We start from the raw sequence: 17,484 nt of genomic DNA, 5'->3' as shown, positions 1-17,484 counted from the left end.
CGGCCGTGACGAGCGGCAGGCCGGTGATTTCGGCCAGGTGCCGGCAGGCTGCCTCGGCATACCCGGCGGGGGCGTTCAGGCCGGTGCCGATCGCGGTGGCGCCGAGGTTGATTTCGTGGATCAGTAGGTCGGCCTCGGCCAGGCGGAGCCGGTCCTCGCCGATCGTGACGGCGTAGGTGCCGAACTCCTGGCCGAGCGTCATGGGGACGGCGTCCTGGAGCTGGGTGCGGCCCATCTTGACCACCGTGCGGAACTCGAGGGCCTTTGCGGCGAAGGCGTCTTCGAGCTCGGTGAGGGCCTGGAGCAGTTCCCGCGCCGCGAAGATCGTGCCGAGCTTGACCGCGGTGGGGTAGACGTCGTTGGTGGACTGGCTGAGGTTGACGTGGTCGTTGGGGTGGAGCCGGGCGTAGTCGCCCTTCGGGTGCCCGAGGATTTCCAGGGCCCGGTTGGCGATGACCTCGTTGGCGTTCATGTTCGAGGAGGTCCCGGCGCCGCCCTGGATGACGTCGACGACGAATTGTTCGCTGAGTTTGCCGTTCATGACCTCGGTGCAGGCTTCCCCGATGGCGGCGGCACGCCCGGCGTCGAGCAGTCCGAGCTCGTGGTTGGTGCGGGCGGCGGCGAGCTTCACGGCGGCCAGGCCGCGGACCAGGTGCATGTTCGAGGACAGTGGCTGGCCGGTGATGGGGAAGTTCTCCACGGCCCGGAGGGTGTGGACGCCCCAGTAGGCGCCGGCGGGAACATCCCGGTCACCCAGGAGGTCGTGTTCGGAGCGGGTGTCCGGGGCGGTATGGGCGTTGGTCATTGGGTCCTCACAGGGCTTCGTTGACGGGCTTGGACGGAAAAATCTGGGGCAGGCCTGAGTGACGCCGCTGCCAGCATGGTGGGCATGGTTGTTCCAGGGCAAAGAGACCGCGCGGGGCCTGAGGCGATTGCAGCAGGGGAGGGTCGGTGAAATCCGAGGTTTAGGATCTAGCGCGTATGGCCGGGCCTGGAGTTTCCGCTTCCGGGGACGATGGTGCCCAGGGCGCATTCAACCCCGTGCAAATGCATCCTCATGGCCTGGGATGCTTCGTCGGCTGATCCACTCTCGATGGCAGCGAAAATGCGGGCGTGCTCCTGACCCGATTCTTTGCGCCGGTCCGCCACGAGGTTAAGCGTGTTCGATTGGTTGGCCATGGCGTCACAGATGTCGGACAGGAATGATTCGAACACGCCATTGCCGCTGCACCGGGCGATGGTCACGTGGAACTCGGTGTTCAAAAGCACCCACTGCTGGAGATCGTCCTCCTCGGACATTTCCCGGAGGATTTCCCGAAGGGCCTCCAGGTCTTCGTTGCTGCGGCGTTGGGCGGCGAGGCCCGCGGCCGGCACTTCCACGTGGGGGCGGGCTTCCACGAGGGCGCTGGCCGAATATTTGCCGAGTTTGAGGTCCTGGGCCACCTTGTCAGCGATGACGAAGGTGCCTTTACCCGTGTGGGTGGCCGTCAGTCCCAACGCGGTGCAGGAACGCAGCGCCTCCCTGACCATCGTCCGGCTCACGCCGTACTGTTTGGCCAGCGATGCCTCTGAGTCCAGGCGGGTGCCGACAGGGATCTTGCCGCCTTCGATTGCGCTGCGGAGGGATGCGAAGACCGCTTCGGCCGCGCCGACGCGTACCACTCGATCTTGCGCAGCTGTCCAGCTGTCCAACAGGTCCATACGAAGACTATGGCACTTGTCACACTGCCCGTCAAGGAAGTCTCGAATATGTCGTGACGGGGGCGGCCTCACTCGCCACGTGTGGCCGATGGGGAGCGGCGTTTTTTAGCCGAGTTGCTGCGGTTGCTGGTGGTCGCCGGCGAAACGTGTCGGGTGCGGCTGGTGATTGCGATGCTTTGAGCTGGCCATTTTGCGGTGTGTACAAAGTACACACATTGGGCTTCGGACCGGGCCGTACCGGTGTCGGATCGGACAGAATTCCGCATGTTTCCGCGGGAGCCCAGTGATTGCGAGGGCAGGAATGCAGTTCGAGTCCCACCTCGGGCACGTGTTTTCCCTGTTCAGGGGCTTGTAGCCGCTGAATGTGTCCAAATCTCCTTTTATGGCCCCTAGGGCCCATTTTTGTTGGTGGCCGTTGCGGTCTGGCGGCTCCTTCTCTTGGCTTGGACAGCGGTGTTGCTGCGTACTTCTTCATGGGCGGGAGCGCTTGGACCTGCATGACTTGCTGAGTCTTGGGGATCAAATCTTCGTCGTTATCCGCCGTGGCCGCGGGAAAGGCGTGAGCGCCCGTGCTGGGTTGCTGAACGTTAGCGGGTGGGCATCTTCGGGGCCCGAGTCGGACCTCACCGGTGAGGTCGGCGCGGCTGAAGGCAGGTCAGCCGATCCGCTGGGCCAGGGGCACGATAATCCTCCGGACCGCGCACATGGGTGATACGCCAACGGTGATACCGACATAATCGCAACGTCGTAGATGTGGCATGAGGCGTTCTCCGGTATTCATCGTCTCGATCCATCCGAACGGATGGAGCCGACGCGAATTCTCAACACAATCACTTGGACCGCTGGGGCAAGTCCGACCTCCACGAACCTTAAGCCGTCAGCGCGTGCCGGCCGCATGGACGGCCGCGGCTGGCTGGCCCTGCCGTGACTGGCTCCACGCCATCCAGCCACCCGATGCAGCCATGAGCAAGGCACCGGCCGGTTGTGTCGGAAGGCTGCTGCCCGTGGTCGCCTGCCCCAGCACGACGCCGAGGAGGTAGAACAGTACGGCGCCGGCAATCCATAGCGCCCCGGCCCAACGGGGGAGCGTCCGGGACTGCCAGACCGCGACTCCAAGCAAGACGTTGCCAACGAACGCGAGCAGCAGCCCGAGCAGGAACGAGACCGTCATGGCGGATGGAAACTCCAGAAGCATGACGTCCCGGTTCCCTTCCAGATACGCCTTCCCGATCGCGGGAGTGGCGAAAGTGGAGAGGACAGCGGGGACCATTAGCAAGGCAGTTCCTGCGACGGTGATGACTGTTGCTGCCAGTGCCAGGCGGCCGACGCGGCTGTTGGCCAGGCAGCAGCCCAGCGCGAACACCCCGAAGATGGCGAGGATGGTGCCTCCGTAGCTGCCGAGCAAGTGGCTGGTTTGATACGAGCCCGAGCTGACGAACCGTGCCCAGGCGTCTGGATCCTTTTGCTGGTCCGGCTGAGGCTCAAGCGTGGCCCAGGCGGTGATCAGGCCGTAAAGGGGCAGTGTCCACAACCCCGCCCGGATCCAGTGGGTGATGTTCTGTGCGTTCATGGACCGCCTCCTTCCCCGACCACGTGCCCGCCGCCTGCCCGGAAACAGGGCGACGCCTGCCCCAGCGTAGTTCCAGAACGCATCCCGGGCTAGGGTGCGCGTTGACTCACGGGAAAGGTCCGCGGTACTGCAAAGCTGCGGTGCATCCCGGTCTGGGCGCGCGCTGAGCCGAGAGTAGATGGCCGACTGGCGGGCAATCTACCCACTCCTTCGAATCGGGCAGCGAATCGTGCCTGCACGGTATCTGCGCGCGCTCCGCTGACCGTAGGCTCCATCCCCCGGGGGACAGAATGAGGCACACTTCCCGACCAACTTTCTGGGTTCCCCGCTCCCTCTCAAACTCGATTCGGGCTCGGGAGCGCCCGTTCCATTTCGAGAACCATTCGACGGAATCGCAGGTAAAGGCGGCGTCGAGGCATTGCCCCGGTCAATGGACCCTAGCCACCCGGACCGGGTCCGGCTAGCATCCGGTTGTTACTCCCTTAAACAGAAGGGTCGCATGTCCGAGGAACCAGTAAAGAACCTCGTGCTCGTGCACGGCGGCTTCGTCGACGGATCAGGCTGGCAAGGTGTCTACGACCTGCTGATCGCGGACGGCTACAGAGCCAAAATCGTCCAGAACCCGACCGTGTCCCTTGCCCGCCACGTCTCCGCGCCCAGGATGAGGATCGGCGGCTGGCGGTCCCACCTGAGAGACACTCGCAGGCGCCGACTGGTTCGATCACCCAGAGCTGACCGCTTCACGCAGGTCCCCACCTCGTGACCGGACCCCATTCCCCCAAACAGATTCCGTTCAAGCAAGGACAGATCATGCCTGACACATATGTAATCGAGGAGTCGGAGTACCCGGTCGTCTTCTCTGACAGCCCTGACTCTCCGGCCGCTGAATTTCTGGTCGAAGAAAGACCGCGCTCAATCAGGGACCTCTACCGCCTCGGAATCATCCACCCCGCCATCCCGGAGGAAGATCTGAACGACATCCAACGCAGTCTCGAGCATGCCTCTGTGCCTGATGTGGTTTTCTCTGAGGGTAACCACGGTGTTGTGTCGTCCCGAGAGATCGAGGGCACTGCAACCATTCCGCAGGAAGTTGTGATGGTGCGTGACGCGGTCAGCCGCGCAACGGCGATGCTTATCGCTCGTGGCCATTCTCCTGCCCTGGCGAAGCTGACCGCTGAGAAAGGTGCGCGTTTCATTTCACCGGTCCGCGACGCATTTCCGGTGTGGAAGGAGGTCCGGCTTCTGGACCGCGACCTCGAAGTGCGAGGCCTGCTGTTCCTCAAACGATCGATCAACGCGCTGACGGCCGGGAACGTGAAGTTCCACCAGTACGGCTGGATCGTACCGGAGAGCAGCCACTTCCTGCTCACCTGCAACGAGATGGTCGGTGCCCCGCCTACACCATTGGAGATTCCCCTGGTGGTGGAGGAAATGACCAAGCCCGGCCCGCATCCGCCGATAGAGGGCTATACGGATCGTCTTGCCATCTCCGAGATCCTCGCTCGAGTGGAGGCTGTCACGGCCGGCTGGCGCTGAACTTAACAGCAGCAAACCCATCAGAGACTTACCCTCACCAGAACAGGAGATCCTAAAATGGGCGGCATCGACAAGCGGGGAACGGATGGCGGCGATGGCGCGGCTGGCGCTGCCGGAGGAGACGGACCGCAGGGACAAGGGGGATTCGGAGCGGTGTGCAGTGGCTGGTTCTTCGTCACCGACACTGGTGCCACGCGCGGCGGACGTGGCGGCGATGGCGGCATCGGCGGCCCCGGCGCGGATGGCTTGCCAGGCGGCAAGGGCGGCACCGTTGAACTACACGTGAGCGTCCTCGGCAGCGACGTATCTGTCGACGCTTCAGGCGGCAACGGAGGGAAAGGTGGAAACGGAGGAAAAGGTGGCGCCGGCGGCAAGGGCGGAAAGGGCGGCGACGGAAACGACTGCGAGCCCGGCGCTTACGGCGGCGCAGGAGGGAATGGAGCCCAGGGCGGGGTTGGAGGTCGGGGTGGCGACGCGGGCGCAGCCGGAGACATCCTTGTCTTTTACATTTCCGACCAAAGCGGTGGCCAGAGCGTGTTCAAGGCGAAGTCAGGAGACCCCGGCAAAGGAGGAGACCCGGGCCCGGGAGGTGCCGCGGGGGTCACCGGCGACAGCGGCGCCCGAGGCGACTTCAGCCACGCCAGCACTGACCCTGGCCAGCCATCCACACCGGGCCTCGCGGGGCCCAGCGGCGCTCCCGGTCAAATGGGCGCGGCGCGCGACGACAAAGACAAGGTCAAATTCCAGCAGGTGACAGTGATTTAGTGTCGAACATCCCGCCCCAACACGGCTCGCGCAACCCTGCTCCCAGATAGTCCAGGGATTTGAAGTGGCTCGGGGCAATGCGGTGGCCACCAACCCGAGGAAGGGGTGCCGTTCCGCTGTCCGAGGTCGTCTAGATAGTCGAGCATGCGCCTGCCAGGTCGCCGGGTCCTACGGATTCTTCCGCGGGCGAGCCGCGTCAACGTCAGGGCTGCCCGGTCCGGGCTGTCGTCGACCAGTCCCATGGACCAACGCTACCCACCCCGCCAAGGCCTACTTACCTTTCAACTGTGGCCGCAGGGCGTATGCCGGTGGATTTCTGCCCATCATAAAGGCCATGGCGTCGGTGACCCAGGCAGATCTGAGCGACAGTTGCTTCCGCGGCGGCCGAGAAGGGGCCGAAGTGGCCCTCGACGGCCCCGGGGGATTCCTCTTTGATGACGTCGGCGTTGATCCCTGCGCCGGGCATGACACCCTCGGCCGGCCCGGTGCTCCGCGACGGGGCCATCAGGTTGGAGACATTGCTCGCCGCATACACGCCGCGGATTCAGGCGGGCTAGTGTTTGGACAAGCGTGGACGGGAGCGCTCGATGATGCTGGTGGTCGCAGCAATTGCTGTGAGGGCTGTCGCCAGCAGAAGTGGTGCCCAAACCGTCTGTGCGATAGTTGCACCCGCGACGGCTGTTCCGGCGGATCCTGCTGCGATCTTGAGTGCGCCTACCCAGATGAAGATTTGGCCGCGGGCCTCGATGGGTGCGTATTCGCTTCGCGCGGCGAGGGTTGCCGCGAAGAACATTGCGTTGGCGATCCCTGCCAGGCCGAAGGCAATGAGGGATGTGGGGAGTGTCGGAGTAAGCATCACGAGTATCAGCGTTGCCGCGACGAGTGCGGAGAGGGAGCTCATGAGAGGGTCTGCGTCGCGGCGAAGCGGTCGGAGCATGAGCCCTGCTGATCCGAGGAGATTCCCTATCCCGTAGGCTGCGACCAGTGTTCCGGCGGCCGCGGCGCCGCCGAACGCGGGAGCTGTGGCAACGGCGTAGATCGGTAGCGCGGCGACAGAGAATGCGACGGTCACGGTGAGTCCGAGTGTGCGGCGCAGCGGACCACGTTCCCATATGAGGCTCAGTGTTCGTCCGGGTGATGGCACCCCAACGGCCTTGTTGGGCGGCTCTTGCTTGGGGAGTGCGAGGACGGCTCCAGCACCAACGACGGCGGCTCCGGCCAGAACCAATGTCGCGGTGAGTGCGTCGGATGCTGCCGCGATCCATGCCACTGCTGCCGGGCCGAGGGTGCCGCTGAGTCCGTAGCTTGCGACGTCCCAGCTTTGTGCTCTGCGTTGGCTGCGCTGCCCGGGGCCGGCGATGGAGGGCAGGCGGCTGCTGATCCCGCCGGTGAGCATCGGCCCGAAGATGCCGGAGACGAAGAGCAGCAAGGCTGGCCAGATCGGCCAGGCGACGGGCAGGAGCAGTGCAGCAGCACCGAGCAGCACCCCGTGGAGGACTGCGGAGCACGCGATGACCTTGCGTCCGTCACGGGCTGTATCGAGGCGTCGGGCGATGAAGGGGCCGAGCACGTGGGGTGCGGTGATTGATGCTCCCAGGATGCCAGCCAGCCAGCCCGGCATCCCGCAGGCGTGCGCGAGCAGCACGATGGCGACCACTGCGCCGCCGTCTGCGCTTCGCACCAGCGTCGCGGCGAAGACGTAGCGCGCCAGCGCCCCGCCCCGGCGGTACTTCCCGCGTGAAACGCCGAGGCCGGCGCTACGGGTTAAGCCCGAGCTCATCGACAATCCTGCCAACATGGGCACGCTGCTCCGCGGTCAATCCCTGGAGGGGAAGCGGCAGGCACGATGGTGATGCCAGTCCCAGCTGTTCCGCTATGGCCGCAACGACCCGGATACTCCCGCCAAACTCGGCGAACGACTCCCACAACGGTGCAAGCCGTTCGGACTCAGCGGTCGCGTCTGAGACCCGCCCTTCCAGAGCGGCCCGGGTGATCCGCAGCGCCAGGGCGGGCAAGGTGCCGCCGATGACGGAGTACCAGGCATCGCACCCGGCGGCCAGTCCGGCGGCGGCCTTTGCGTCACCGGAAACTCCGATGGTCACGTGCGCCGGGACGGCGGCTCGGATTTCCTGAACCCGCGCCTGTGCCTGCTCCGGATCGGCCGGCACACCGGGGATTTTGATGGAGGCGATTCCGGGCAGTTCCGCGATGCGTCCGTAAAGCTCGGTCGTGAAGGTGAAATGGGTGGTGCCCGGGTTGTCATAGACGATCACGGGCAGCGACGAGTTCGCGGTGACAGTCCGGAAGAGTTCGAACACGTCATCTTCGGTGAGGGGCTGATAGGTCATGGGAGCAAGCAGGAGTGCGGAAGCCCCCGCCTGCTCTGCCATTTCAGCGTTCGCGAGGACGTGTGAGGTCCGCAAGGCCCCAACACCAATGAACACCGGTGTCGCGCCGGCGTGCTCGACGGCAAGACGAGCCACACGGCTCCGTTCCTCGCCGCTCAGATACGCGTAGGAGCCCGTGGATCCGAGCGCGGTAATGGAGTCAACCTTCGCCTCCGAGAGCCGTTCGATCAGGCGAACGAAGGCAGGCTCGTCAACAGCATCATCTGCCAGAGGGGTCAGGGGGAAGGCACTCAAGCCGGTGAACATGGTTATAACTCCTTTGGTCTGAATAACAGGGAAGCAAAGACTGAGGCACTCCCTGGGGGACTTAGCTGCGGGGCCCTGTCAGCAGGGAATTCCCGCGTAGCGACAGTCTGGCGGACCCCCTATTTGGAGGACTGTCGCTTACTTTGGCCCTTGGCCGATGATGTCGGGGGCGATGCGGGAGCCGGCGTGTTCGCGGGAGCGCGGTCGCCGTCGGCCACCGCGTTGCGCGGCGGCCCCTGCAAGGACGACGAGCGTGATGCCACCGAATTGGGTGAGTGAGGGCTGCTGGTGCAGCACGAGCAGCCCGAGGAGCACCCCGATGGCGGGTTCGAGGGCCATCAGGGTACCGAACGCCGTGGGCGTCATCCGGCGCAGGGCGAGCATCTCGAGCGCCATTGGCAGCACCGGCATCAGGACGGCCAGTCCGAAAGCGACGGAGAGGACACCGAGGTTGAGATGTCCGGCGGACTGCGGGATGCCGACGACCGCTGCCGTGGCAGCTGCGACGGGAACGGTGAGTGAAAGCGCGCCGATGCCTGTGAAGCGGTCGCCGATCCGTTGGGTGAGCACAATGTAGACGGCCCACCCGACGGCTGCGAGGCCTGCCAACCCGATACCGGCGAGGTTGATGTCACCAGCCCAGGGTTCGGTCAGAAGGACGACGCCGAGCAGCGCCAGGGCTGGCCAGATAAGCGCCCGTGCGCTGTGGCTGCGCACCGCGGCGACGGTCAGCGGACCGAGGAACTCGATCGCGACGGCGGTGCCGAGCGGGATGCGTTCGATGGAGGCGAGGAAGGCGATGGTCATCAGTCCGGTGGCGACGCCCAGCCCCAGAAGCACGGGGATGTCGGGGCGGCGCAGCGCGCGCAATGGGGGCCGGGCGATGGCCAGGAAGACGAGCGCCCCCACACTGAGTCTGAGCCAGGCGGTACCGGCCGGCCCCACCGTCGCAATCAGATCCACTGACAGTGCCGAACTCAGCTGGACTGAGAGCATGGCCGCCACGGCCAGCCCCCACGGCGGAACGGGGACATTCTTGGGGACGCGCTGGCTCACGGCTGACCCCTTCGGGCCTGCCGGTCAACGATCGCGCGTATCCGGGAGTGGACGAGCATGTCAGTCTCCTTCGTTGGCTGGCGTGCCCGCGGCTATCAGGCGGCGGGCAACGCCGACGTCGGGACCCAGTAGGGTCAGCCGGGCGATCAGGTCCTCGGCTGCGGCGTGGAGCGCCTCATCGGTCATGGGTTCGAGCGCGTCGAGGATGAACAGCGCGGAGGTGGTCTCCTCGCCGAGCTGGGTGCGGCGTGCCTGGCGCCAGTTCCAGCGCCGGCAGGTCACGCCGGCGTCATCGCGCCACACCACCTCGCCGGATTCCGGGTGCTCGATCACCGTGGCGCCGTCGGCGGCGGTATCAAAGGCTTCCTTGCCGGTGGCTCGAACCAGCCGCGGCGCACCGCTGTAGCGGGTCAGATCCTCCCCACCCAGCGGGACCTGGTGGAGCCCTGAAACGGCGTTATAGAGGTCGGTGAGACGGTTCACCCGGGGCAACCCGGACACCGCCCGGCGCAGGAGCGCCTCCAGGCTGTTGCGAGTGCGGTTCGGTTTGGCGCCGAAGCCCTGATAAGCCTCACGCCACGCAGCCACGTGTGGGAGCTGCTCAACCGGCCGGCCGTTGAGCAGCTCCCGGGCTGCGGACTCCGCCGCCTGGAGCATCTCCTCTCCGGCCTGGTCACTCGGGCCAGGGACGAGTCCGTCAACGGCCAGCAGCAAAGCCCGGTAGTCGGGCCGCAGCGCGAACACGGCGGCGTCAACATGGCCGCCGTCGAGAAATTCCTGAAGCATGCCCGACTCAAGCATCGGACGCCTCCGGCCGGTGACCTGTCCCCACGCCCGGCTCGAAGACGGCCAGGGAGAACCTCGCCGGCTCCGTGCCCGGATTGGCGTAAGAGTGTGCCACGTCGCCCGGGAACGTCACCGCATCGCCCTCATCGAGGGTGAGCAATTGACCTGCGACCTCCACCGTGACCGTGCCCTGCTGGACCTGCAAAAGCTCCTTGGTGCCCGACGTGTGGGCCTCGCTCACATGACGGTCGCCGGGATCCAGCGTCCAGTCCCACAGTTCAACCACGTCCGGCGGTTCGGTGCCGGCCACCAACACCCCGCGGCCGCCGTACTCACCGCTCCACAAAGCAGCGCCCTCACCACTGCGCGTGACCTTCACCGGCTTCGGGCGAGGTGGCTCGACCAACGCCGGCAGCCCCACACCCAGCGCGTCGCTGATCCTCAGCAGAGTTCCCACGCTGGGATTCGCGGCACCCTGCTCCACGTTGACGACCATCCTGCGGCTTACCCCTGCAGACTCCGCAAGCTGATCGAGCGTCCAGCCCCGCGACTGCCTCTCCTGCTTAACCCGGGCGCCGATTGCCAGCGCCAAGCTCGTTGTACTCTCATCCATAAGTGCATCATACTGCACTTATAGTGCACTCGACGACTGTCCGTCGTTCGGCCCCCATCAAAGAGTGACCGAAAGGCCCTCTTGAGCTTCTACGTCGCTCCTCGTACCGCCAACCAGGACCGAACCGTGCAGGATTCTTGTCGACGACCGCCAGTGAGAGACACGGCAGCGACCGTATCCGCTGCTGTCTTGGCAAACAACACCATTCAAGACACCCCGTCGTGTCTGGAGGATTGAAATCGACAGCGTGCTGGCCCGCCTCGTGTCGTGTCGTGGAAATATGTCTCACCGTAAATCGTCTCAGGCGGGTGCTGGCCGGGGGTTTCTGAGGCACAATAGCCGGCGGGACATCTCGGGTATACGCGTGTGAGTACGTCGGGCCAGGACGCCGGCCCTCACGGCTGTGATGTTCGCGCTGGCATGCCATCGTTGAGTCGCCTCAGAGTCGATCGCGGACCTCACTGCGCGGATTCCTTATGTCTCGGGGGGAGCTCAATGTTTCTGGGGGAGCGAATGCAGTTCGAGTCCCACCTCGGGCACGTGTTTTCCCTGTTCAGAGGCTTGTGAACGTATGACTGTGTACAAATCTCCTTTATGGGCCCTTGCGGGGGCCCATTTTTGTTGGTGGCCGTTGCTGCTGCCGGGTGGTTCCTCTCTTGGCGACGACCAGGGTGCCGCCGGCCCGGACAGCGCCCAGGGCTTCGTTCAATCCCAGCCGATCCTTGTTTCTGCCGGCCGCGCGCCGTGGTCACCATTGGTCAGGCCCTTGGGGGTCGCCCAGCCCCGTAAGCGCCTTGCGCGGCGTTGCCAGGTCCTGTTCGTTGGTGCAGACCCGGACGCAGCCAATGATCTGCGCGGGTGCAACTGTCGGGATTGTCCACCCTGAGCGGGACAGTTTGCGGCCGGGGTATGCGCGATTCCAGGCTCCAGTATCTGCATCGGATTTTCTCGCAGCGCCAGTGCGGGCGGATGGTGTTGCGGTGGGGGACCGGCGTATGCGTCGCAGTGCGTCACATTGTGGCGCTACGGCGGATACCATCGGAGGGTGAAGGCATACCGCCGGCGCAAGAGACGAGCCTTTCTGCATCGGCGTGCGTCCCCGGCAGCCAAAGACCGGAAGGCCGCCAGGCGCCGGCCGGCCGCCAAGGGGCTGTCGCAGGGGGAGGTGGCTACGCGGGTCGAGCGCGGGCTTACCAACCGCGTGCCGGACACCACTAGCCGGAGCCTGTGGCAGATCTTCCGGGCCAACGTCTTCACGCTCTTCAACGCAATCGTCGGCACGAGCTTCCTGCTGCTGTTGTTCCTGGGGCAATGGCGGGATGCCCTGTTCGGCCTCGCCGCTGTCAGCAATGCCGTGATCGGCGTCGTCGAGGAATACAGGGCGAAAAAGTCCTTGGACCGGCTGGCTGTCCTCAACGCCCCCCTCGCGCGGGTCTTGCGCGAGGGGCAGATCCACGACATCGCCACGGCCGACGTCGTAGAAGATGACCTCCTGGTGTTGCGGGCCGGGGATCAGGTCACTGCCGACGCTGCCGTACTGGAGTCGTCCGGCCTCGAGGTGGACGAATCGCTTCTCACGGGCGAAGCAGACCCGGTGGGTAAGGATGCGGGGACGGAAGTACTCTCCGGATCGATCGTCGTGGCCGGCCACGGCAACGCCCAGGTTGTCCGGGTCGGAGCGGCGTCGTTCGCGAGCCGGCTGACGGCAGATGCGCGACGCTTCTCACTGGTGAACTCCGAGATCCGCAACAGCCTCAACCGTGTAATGCGCTGGATCGCCTGGATCCTGCTGCCCGTTGCCCTCATCGTGCTCAACGGCGAGATCCAGGCGCGCGGCGGCTGGCAGTCCGCCATTTCCACCGGTGCCTGGACCCCCGCACTCGTGGGACTCATTGCCAGCATGATCGCGATCGTCCCGCTGGGACTAGTGCTGCTGACGAGCGTGGCCTTCGCCGTGGGCGGACTCCGGCTGGCTAAACACAACGTACTGATCCAGGAACTCGCCGCTGTCGAGGGACTGGCACGCGTAGACGTACTGTGCATGGACAAGACCGGAACCCTCACAGAAGGAGGACTGGTCTTCGACGCGGTTCACCCGCTGGCGCCGCAACCGGGATGGGAGCAGGCCCTCGCATGGTTTGGCGCCGAACCCGAGGCAAACGCCACGGCACGCTGCCTGAGCACGGCCTTTGAGGATGATGGCGGCCTTCGACCCGTCCGGTCCGTGCCGTTCTCCTCCGCCCGGAAGTGGAGCGGGGTCAGCTTCAACGGGAGCGCCCGCGGTGCGCGCACCTGGATTCTCGGAGCACCGGAAATGATGCTTGTGCAGGGCGACGACGCAGCCCCACGTCTGAAGCCGTCGATCTCGGCGCCCGACGGCGCAGTACCGCGCCAGAGCGACGTCTTGCGCCAGGCCGGCGAACTGGCCGCATCGGGGCTGCGGACCCTGCTCCTGGCCGGCGCGGATCAGTTGCCAGCCAATGGGAAGGTGGAGCAGCTGCCGGCGTCGCTCCACCCTGTGGCGCTGCTGACCTTCCGGGAACAGCCGCGCTCCGATGCCCGGGAGACCCTCAAGTTCTTCCGGACCGAAGGGGTCGGGTTGAAGATCATTTCCGGCGACGATCCTCGCACCGTTGCCGCCATTGCCCGCAGGGTTGGCCTGGAGGTCACGGAGGGCTTCGACGCACGCTCACTGCCGGAGGACCCGCTGCATCTGGAGGAGGTGATGGAATCAAACACGGTGTTTGGCCGAGTGACGCCGGCCCAGAAGAGGGCGATGGTCGAGGCGCTCCAGCGCCGGGGACATACTGTGGCCATGACCGGCGACGGCGTCAACGACGCCCTCGCGCTCAAGACGGCCGACCTTGGCATCGCCATGGACTCCGCGGCGCCCGCCACCAAGGCAGTCGCGCGCCTGGTGTTGCTCGACGGCCGCTTCGACCGGCTTCCCGGAGTCCTCGCTGAGGGCCGGCAGGTCATCGCCAATATTGAGCGGGTCTCCAGCCTCTTCCTCAGCAAAACGGTCTATGCGACCGCCATCGCGGTGACGTTCGGGCTCCTGCAGTGGACGTTTCCGTTTCTTCCCCGCCAGCTATCCTTCACGGACGGCCTGACGATCGGAATCCCGGCCTTCTTCTTGGCGCTCATGCCGAACCCGCGCCGCTATCAGCCCGGATTCCTGCGCCGGTCCCTATGGTTCTCCGTCCCTGCCGGACTGATCGTCACGGCTTGCCTGCTCACACTGAACGCATTCGCGCCGCTGGCCGGCGCGGCCACGTCCGAACAAGTCAGCAGCGCCTCTGTGCTGACGCTGTCCATGGTCGGACTGTGGATCTTATCGGCCGTGTCGCGCCCCCTCAACGCGGCGCGCCTGGCCGTGGTGTTGGCCATGAGCGCCTCCCTGCTGGTCTCGCTCAACCTCCCGCTCGTGCAGGAATTCTTCCTGCTTTCCCGGCCACCCGGCAGGTTGTTGCTCGCGGCCGTGGCGTGCGGGGCCGCCGGGGGCCTCGGAGTGGAGGTCCTGGCCCGGGTCCACGCCCGGGCCTTCCCGCAACAAGGTCCGGTGGTGAAGAGCGGTTAAATGGGCTCATCAGTTATTAGCGTGAGCCGGGACACTGGGGTCCATTATCGGTACTGGCGCCATAGTCCAGAATATGATTCGTGAGTAATGGTCGGGATGTCCCCGGTCAGCGCAGACAATCTAGGGGATACGAACTTCATGTCCGAACAAACCGGACGCCGCTCCAGGCGCGGCTATACGCCCGTTGACCCCGCCAAGTTCATCCCAATCCACCGTCCCAGTAACGCATCGCTGCGCGGAGCAGTAGTCACCGGGTTCGTTCTGTGGATCGGGGTTGGAGCAATTTCCGCGGGAGTGCTGGCCTCCTGGTTCAGCACTGAATTGCCTATCTTCCTAACCGCTGCAGTGTTCGGTGCAACCCTGGTCACGGTTTTGGGCGTCCGACACACGACGTGGCTAGGCCGGCGCCGACGGGAAGATTTCGTCCGTTGCGGCGGTGACCCGGCCGGAATGACCGACTTGATGTTCGGATTCATGCGTGGATTCCGGACCCCCAAAGGGGAGTGGGAAGTTCCCGAGCAGGCCTCCGGCGACTACCAGGGCACCTGACCATCCCAGGGCTCAAGATAGATCCCGGTAAGGTGAGACTCTTCGTCGAGCCCGCACACAACTGCGCCAAGGCGACGCCCTGGTCGTCTGAACGCTCGCCCAACGCACGGCAGCGCGGTGGGGTTCGGCGGAACCACCCGGGAACCGCAGTCCGAACACGGCGGTTCAACATGAGCGCGTCTAAGACTCCGAGCCGAGGTCGACGCGTCCGGACAGGAGAGGCTACGTGGGCGGAACGAGCCTGAAGGCGTATCGGGTCTCCGAGCCACCGCTTCCTGGGTTCATCTTGAAATCGACTCTGTCGGCGCCTGCTTCCAGCTGCACTGTCGTTTTGAAAATGTTGCCATTGCAATGGACCTGCACCGGGGCGACGACTTCGACACCGGACCAGCTGGCCACCGACAGTTCGGTCCCGGAGGGTCCTTCACACAAGAACTGCAATTCGTAAGTGCCGATTTGGCGGACATTCCGTAGCTGGTCGGGGAATTCGAAGCAGCGGAGCCGGCCAGCTCTCCCGGCACTGCGGGTTTCAGTTGCTTTGATGACCATCCGCCCATGTCCTCTTGCGCTGAAGCCATGGGGTCAGTGTTGGGCCCTATCGCAACTCCGGCGGCTGCTGGCCTGCCGGTCGACGGGATCGCGCTGATCGTGATGGGACCGCCCGCGTGCCTGAGGAATCGCTGGAATGTGGCGTCGCAGTCAACGTCTGTTGACAGGGGAAGCCCATCGCCCTCAACGATCGTCAGCTTGGCGAAGTAGCCGCCGGCACACGCGGCCGTGACGACATAGTCCCCGGGAGCAAGTACAGTGGCCAATTTCCCGGCAGGCTCTGCTTCCGTTGGCATACCAGCTTCCGTTACGGATGCACCAAGCAAACGGGCCACGTCACCAACGTTTTCCTCAAATCACCGGGGCGGCAACGTTGCCCCTTTGGACGATGAGCTAACTGTCTGCTCAGGCGGGTCACTGTACGTGCAACCCGCCAGCGCAAGGACGAGTCCGGCCAAAACAAGCAGTACTCTTCCGCGCTGAGTCTGCATCCCCCAATGAGCTGACATGTTCTGAGCCTACAACCCCGCATTTGGGTGACTGGGGGAGACGGGTCGATCGGAAGCTGCCGCGAGCATACTCGTCGGGCCGAAGAGTATCCAGCCGACGGACACGAGGATCACCCCGGCGAGAAAACCGGTGCGTTGTGTGTCCGAGCCATTCAATCCCCCAAGAATTGTGAACCCCTAGACTAGCCGTGGCACACCTACCGACGGCGATGTATCACGATCATTGGCTTCCCCGGGTTCGTGCCTGGCACGCGGGATCCATGCGGCAGCTGGGGTGGCTTCTGGCACCCGCAGCCGTTCCTGCCATAGCGCCGGGTCTTATCGCAGCGCCCGCTGAGGGATCGGCTTACGGGCACGCTTCGTGGCGCAACGAGCCTCCACCAAACTCCCTGGCTCACTACTTCCCTATAGGTACTGCTCCTCATGGGAGCATGTACTCATGAATCGACGCATCATGGGTCTAGGGGTCGTTTTTTTCGTGCTCTACTTTGTGCTCGGACTCGTCGTGGGTGGGCTCGTCCTGCTGTGGAGCTTCCACTACCAGTGGTGGGTTTTCGTCCTGCTGATCCTGGTCCCAGCGCTTTTATCCTGGGCTACTCTTGCCCTGCTGGAAGGCCGGCGTAAGACCCCGTCCATATAGAGCACGAACGGGAGTACTTGCCGACCATCTGCTCATTGACAGGTCGGCACCCTACCCAGGAGCCAGATCCGCGAGTCGAGGGCGGCGGACCTTGGTTACATCCTGGTCGCGGAAGAGACCGAGACCGCGCGTGAACGACTCTTATGGGGCAGGCCGTGGAACGGGCAAACGGACTGCTCTGGGTCTGCGTGGGGCGGGTGAGGCACTTGCAGGGCCTGAGCGAAGTGGAAGGAATCCTAATCGGGCAAGAGGGCGGTCCGGGCGCCGTCGATATACTCGCTGGATGCGGATCCGTCCAATAGATCTGGTCGACGTGCTGGTCTATCTCGTGGTGCTGGGTGTGTTCATCCAGCTGTTTCCCGACGTCATATCCGAAACATTCCTGTTGGCGCTCTTGACGGCGATCCTGCTGAAGGTCGTCCTTGAAGTCGTGCTGTGGGCGAAGAAGAAAATCGTTGCGCGGATCCGGTCGGCCGATACTCGGCGGGTTCGAATTGTCAGCGCGTTCACCCTGTTGCTGGTGCTGCCGGGGAGCAAGTTCATGGTGCTCGGACTGGTTGACCTGGTATTCGGCGACGCTGTCCGTCTCGGTGGCTTCTTTCAAGTGACTGCACTGATCATCGTTCTCATGCTCGCGCGAGGCGGCGTGCGACGGGTGTTCAGACGGGCCGACGAGAGCGCATCAGCTTAATCGAGGCCATCACGACGTGCGCGCGTGGGTCGTCTGAATTCAGGTGTGTGCTGCCCAGATCGCCTGGAGTGCGCTCTTCACTTCTTGGGTGCGGCTGGTGGCTGCGATGCTTTGAACTGGGCAATTTGGGAATGTGTACTTTGTCCACACTTCGGGCTTCGAATCGGGCCGGATTCCGCATGTCCGGGGGAGTCCAGTGTGTGCGGGAGAGGGAATGCAGTTCGAGTCCCACCTCGGGCGCTGTGTTTCCCCTCGTCAGGGGGGTGGGTCATTCGGGTTTCCTTG

General features: G+C 64.8%; 15 protein-coding genes. 5 read left to right on the top strand and 10 right to left on the bottom strand.

Annotation, left to right across the window (positions count from 1 at the left end; all coding sequences use genetic code 11):
- The 3 genes from AC1DNG_RS21215 to AC1DNG_RS21205 all read right to left on the bottom strand — a co-directional run.
- The coding region (locus AC1DNG_RS21215) for a lyase family protein (protein ID WP_476888252.1) at positions 1 to 805 on the bottom strand (805 nt) is incomplete at its 3' end.
- 167 nt (positions 806 to 972) lie between these two features.
- Positions 973 to 1,701 carry a FadR/GntR family transcriptional regulator gene (locus AC1DNG_RS21210; RefSeq protein WP_476888251.1) on the bottom strand — a complete coding sequence of 243 codons (729 nt, stop codon included), beginning with the start codon at positions 1,699 to 1,701 and terminating at the stop codon, positions 973 to 975.
- Between the two features lie 877 nt (positions 1,702 to 2,578).
- Positions 2,579 to 3,271 (bottom strand): DUF4386 family protein, encoded by a 693-nt coding sequence (locus tag AC1DNG_RS21205; protein ID WP_476888250.1) that lies wholly within the window; start codon positions 3,269 to 3,271, stop codon positions 2,579 to 2,581.
- 499 nt (positions 3,272 to 3,770) lie between these two features.
- Between AC1DNG_RS21205 and AC1DNG_RS21200 the strand changes: the two genes are divergently transcribed.
- On the top strand, positions 3,771 to 4,034 hold the full coding sequence (locus AC1DNG_RS21200) for a hypothetical protein (RefSeq protein WP_476851192.1): 264 nt from the start codon (positions 3,771 to 3,773) through the stop codon (positions 4,032 to 4,034).
- Positions 4,035 to 4,081: 47 nt separating this feature from the next.
- Entirely contained in the window at positions 4,082 to 4,807 is a 726-nt protein-coding gene (locus AC1DNG_RS21195; protein WP_476857416.1) for a hypothetical protein, read from the top strand.
- A gap of 318 nt (positions 4,808 to 5,125) precedes the next feature.
- Here the strand turns inward: AC1DNG_RS21195 and AC1DNG_RS21190 are convergent, their stop codons facing one another.
- The 6 genes from AC1DNG_RS21190 to AC1DNG_RS21165 all read right to left on the bottom strand — a co-directional run bounded on the left by AC1DNG_RS21190 (position 5,126) and on the right by AC1DNG_RS21165 (position 10,681).
- Positions 5,126 to 5,326, bottom strand: a complete 201-nt coding sequence (locus AC1DNG_RS21190; protein WP_476888249.1) for a hypothetical protein — start codon at positions 5,324 to 5,326, stop codon at positions 5,126 to 5,128.
- Between the two features lie 799 nt (positions 5,327 to 6,125).
- Entirely contained in the window at positions 6,126 to 7,352 is a 1,227-nt protein-coding gene (locus AC1DNG_RS21185; RefSeq protein ID WP_230010386.1) for an MFS transporter, read from the bottom strand.
- The gene (locus AC1DNG_RS21180; protein WP_476888248.1) at positions 7,330 to 8,226 is read right to left on the bottom strand and encodes a dihydrodipicolinate synthase family protein; all 897 of its coding nucleotides are present in this window, start codon (positions 8,224 to 8,226) and stop codon (positions 7,330 to 7,332) included. Before AC1DNG_RS21180 ends, AC1DNG_RS21185 begins: the two co-directional genes overlap by 23 nt.
- 138 nt (positions 8,227 to 8,364) lie before the next feature.
- Positions 8,365 to 9,282 carry an EamA family transporter gene (locus AC1DNG_RS21175; RefSeq protein WP_476888247.1) on the bottom strand — a complete coding sequence of 306 codons (918 nt, stop codon included), beginning with the start codon at positions 9,280 to 9,282 and terminating at the stop codon, positions 8,365 to 8,367.
- Positions 9,283 to 9,342: 60 nt separating this feature from the next.
- The gene (locus AC1DNG_RS21170) at positions 9,343 to 10,068 is read right to left on the bottom strand and encodes a B3/B4 domain-containing protein (protein WP_476888246.1); all 726 of its coding nucleotides are present in this window, start codon (positions 10,066 to 10,068) and stop codon (positions 9,343 to 9,345) included.
- Between the two features lie 7 nt (positions 10,069 to 10,075).
- A complete protein-coding gene (locus AC1DNG_RS21165) occupies positions 10,076 to 10,681 on the bottom strand; it encodes a helix-turn-helix domain-containing protein (RefSeq protein ID WP_476888245.1) in 606 nt (201 codons plus the stop codon).
- A gap of 1,165 nt (positions 10,682 to 11,846) precedes the next feature.
- Between AC1DNG_RS21165 and AC1DNG_RS21160 the strand changes: the two genes are divergently transcribed.
- Positions 11,847 to 14,261 (top strand): HAD-IC family P-type ATPase, encoded by a 2,415-nt coding sequence (locus tag AC1DNG_RS21160; RefSeq protein ID WP_476888244.1) that lies wholly within the window; start codon positions 11,847 to 11,849, stop codon positions 14,259 to 14,261.
- Between the two features lie 771 nt (positions 14,262 to 15,032).
- On the opposite strand, the gene AC1DNG_RS21155 is transcribed toward AC1DNG_RS21160, so the two are convergent.
- A complete protein-coding gene (locus tag AC1DNG_RS21155) occupies positions 15,033 to 15,359 on the bottom strand; it encodes a hypothetical protein (protein ID WP_476888243.1) in 327 nt (108 codons plus the stop codon).
- Positions 15,360 to 16,307: 948 nt separating this feature from the next.
- On the opposite strand from AC1DNG_RS21155, the gene AC1DNG_RS21150 reads away from it, so the two are divergent.
- Positions 16,308 to 16,508 carry a hypothetical protein gene (locus tag AC1DNG_RS21150; protein ID WP_476871948.1) on the top strand — a complete coding sequence of 67 codons (201 nt, stop codon included), beginning with the start codon at positions 16,308 to 16,310 and terminating at the stop codon, positions 16,506 to 16,508.
- Positions 16,509 to 16,791: 283 nt separating this feature from the next.
- Complete coding sequence (locus AC1DNG_RS21145; protein WP_476851182.1) at positions 16,792 to 17,199, top strand: hypothetical protein; 408 nt, start codon at positions 16,792 to 16,794, stop codon at positions 17,197 to 17,199.
- Positions 17,200 to 17,484: the final 285 nt, after the last annotated feature.

It is taken from the genome of Arthrobacter sp. 01T425 (assembly GCF_056398725.1).
The sequence above is the reverse complement of the archived record's forward strand: the minus strand, read 5'-3'. Positions and strand labels throughout refer to the sequence as shown.